This is a genomic window from candidate division KSB1 bacterium, from assembly GCA_034505495.1.
GTDB lineage: Bacteria > Zhuqueibacterota > Zhuqueibacteria > Residuimicrobiales > Krinioviventaceae > Fontimicrobium_A.
In genome coordinates, this window is sequence record JAPDQV010000038.1 from 30,983 (window position 1) to 34,102 (window position 3,120).

The window sequence follows — 3,120 nt, forward strand, 5'->3', positions numbered from 1 at the left end:
CCAACGCTGCAGCTCTTCTAATTGCTCGTGCACTTTTTGCTCGGCTCGACGCCGTTCGGTAATGTCTTCGGCCGCCCCTTCGTAATAGAGAGGGTTCCCCTCTTCATCTCTTACGAGGCGCGCATTTTCCCGTACGTAAATGATAGTGCCGTCGCGGCGTTTCCATGTTGATTCCAAACCCAGGACTACGCCGGTCCTCTCAATTCGCGCTCGAAATTCATCCCGCAAATATTGGGGTTCGAAACCGTTTTCATTCAAATTGCGCTGCGCCAATTCTTCGAACGAATCGTAGCCGAGCATTCTGACCAAGGCCGGATTGGCCATCAGGATGCGGCCGTCCGGAGTAGTGCGGTAAAAGCCGATGACCGTGTTTTCATATATAGTCCGAAACCTTTGCTCGCTCTCCCAAAGCTCCTCTCGGGTACGCCGTTCATCCTCTAAAAGGCTCAAAAGGGCATTTTGGATTCGTTTACGGTCGGTGATATCGAACAAAACGGTCACCACGCCGACCGGATTGTTCCGACCGTCAGTCAGGCGTTCGATGGTCATATCAAAATATAAGGTGCGATCATCAAGAGTGAGCTCGATTTCTTTATGAGCCGAATAACCGTTGGTCAAAATATCCCGCTTTAAAGAAATCAAATGGAAAGCTTGCCTCATGGGCAGTATTTCGGCATCCGTTTTCCCGAGCAGCCGTTCTTCATTGAGCAACTCATGACGCCCATAAATCCAAATGTAACGCAGTGACTTGTCTTGGTAACAAACCGTAATAGGGGCATTTTTTAAAGCCACTGCAAAACGGCGCTCGCTTTCCCGCAAAGCATCTTCGGCGCGTTTGATGCGCAGAAAAGCATTGATCGAAGCGATGAGCGTTTTGTTGTCGATCGGATAGGTCAGATAACCGTCCGCACCTTGATCGACGGCGCGAAGCTGTTCTTCACCGCTTTTAGCTAAGGCCGTTAAATGAAGAATCGGGATGTGGGCTGTATCGGTGCGGGATTTCAGGAGCCTGCAGATTTCGATGCCGCTCATGTCAGGCAAGACGACATCCAGGAGGATAAGATCGGGCAACTGTTCGGCTAATTTCAGAGCCTCTTCCCCCGTTGCAGCTTCCCATACTCTAATATGGTGTTCCCGAAGAACTCGTCCTACGGCATAACGCATGGCATCATTGTCATCGACGTGCAGGACGACAGCTTGAGTTTGATCAGACATTTTCTCCATTCTCCATAGTGTAACGGAGTTTTTCCAGCGCTTCTCTTACGGCCGCCACGGCAGCCTGGCGGCTGATGTTGCTTTTGCTCAAAATAGCCAATGTTTTTCTGCGTAATTCCTCTTTTTCTTCCGGATCGAGCGCTTTGGAAGTATTGATGATCACCGGAATTTCAGTCGTAGATGAATCGGCTTTTAGTTTCTCCAGAACTTCAAATCCGGTCATTCCCGGCATGAGCAGATCCAAAAAAATCACATCGGGATGTTCGGAACGGGCTAAACTCAACCCTTTCTCGCCGTTTTCAGCTTCCAGGATGACAAACTCGGAGCCGACCAGCAGTCCTTTCAGCAGGTAGCGGGCAGTTTCTTCGTCGTCAATAATTAGAATTTTTTTCACCGTTCGACGAGCGGCCAGCTCGCGCAGTTTGGCGTTCAACCATTGCGGATCGACCGGTTTGATGCAGTAATCGTCGGCGCCGAATTTGAGCCCCTTGTCGGCGTCTTCCAGCACTGAAGCGATTATGACCGGAATTTGTCGCGTTGCTGCTTTTGATTTAATTTCAGTCAACAACGACCAGGCATCCTCCTCTTCGCTGCCCGGCAACAAGATATCAAGGATGATCGCCACCGGTTTACATGTCTGCAGGAAATGACGCCCTTCTTCAAGGCTGCGGGCCGCCAGCGGTTCGAATTCGCTGTCTTTTAAGAACCGGGCATACAGCTCCTGAACCGCAGGATCATCTTCAATGATCAAAATAGGCTTTTTCGAGCTTTGTTCTTTTGCGGCTGTTTCGTCGGCGGCAGTCGATAATTGAAGGGGCAATGTTACGCGAAAGACGGAGCCTTTGCCCAACTCACTTTGAACTTCGATGGTGCCACCCATGAGTTGGGTTAGTTTGCGGCAAATCGGCAGGCCGAGCCCGGTGCCCCGCGGAGCGTTTTTTTGCGCCGCTTCCACCTGTACATACTCGAGAAAAATGCGTTCCTGATCTTCCGGCGCAATGCCGATTCCGGTATCGGAAACGGAAAAAGTCACCGTTCCGTTTTGCTTATCGGCGCGGGCTGAAACGCGAATTTCGCCCTGCGGAGTAAATTTTATGGCATTGGAAATCAGATTACGCAATATCTGCGTTACTTTGCTCGGATCGAGAACTATTTTGGGCATTGCTGCGGGCAGTTCAAAAATCAGCTCAAGGGGTTTGTCACCCAGCAAAGGCCGCAACATGCCGCGTAAACCGCTGAACAATTCCTCTACCGTGCATTCGCGCGGCCGCAGTTCAATGCGTCCGGACTCGATGCGGGCAAGATCCAACAGATCATTGATCAATTCGGTGAGCTCTTCGGCGGCGCGGTGGATAAACCGGACCTGCTTTTCCTGCTCCGGCGTCAGGTCGCCGTCGGTGCGGTCGAGCAACAGCTGAGAGAGCGCGAGAATGGCATTGATCGGGGTGCGGAATTCGTGGCTCACGTGCGAGAGGAACTTGGTTTTAAGCTGATTGATGTCGCGAAGCTGCTGCATTTTTTCTTCGAGTTCCGCATGCAGAGCGGTTACGCCGCGATAGCTGTCTTCCAGTTCTTGTTGTCGGCGCTGTAACTCTTCGAGAGTGCGCATCAGATCCTGGTTTTGTCGGCGGAGTTCTTCAAGAGGTGATTGAGCGGCGGCCGCCATAAGGGTCGTGCTGATCCGTTTCAAAAGATTGACGTCGACCACCATCGTTTGCGGCAGTTTTTTACCCATTGTAACGCGGGTACCTTGTCCAGGATTGCTTTCGAGTTGAAAGATATCCATAAGCCGACGACTGCCGCGAATACCGGCGCCCATACCGGTTTGGGAGGTAAAGCGCCCTTCCAGTATGCTTGATACATCTTTAATGCCGGGGCCGCGGTCGCGGACTCCGATCATCAGCA

2 protein-coding genes are annotated in these 3,120 nt (G+C 51.6%); both read right to left on the minus strand.

All coding sequences use genetic code 11. From position 1 onward, the window contains the following. Positions 1 to 1,215: PAS domain S-box protein (locus tag ONB24_12900; protein MDZ7317012.1), on the minus strand; the 1,215-nt coding region annotated here is incomplete at its 3' end. After that, positions 1,208 to 3,120: ATP-binding protein (locus tag ONB24_12905; protein MDZ7317013.1), on the minus strand; the 1,913-nt coding region annotated here is incomplete at its 5' end. The genes ONB24_12900 and ONB24_12905, both read right to left, overlap by 8 nt.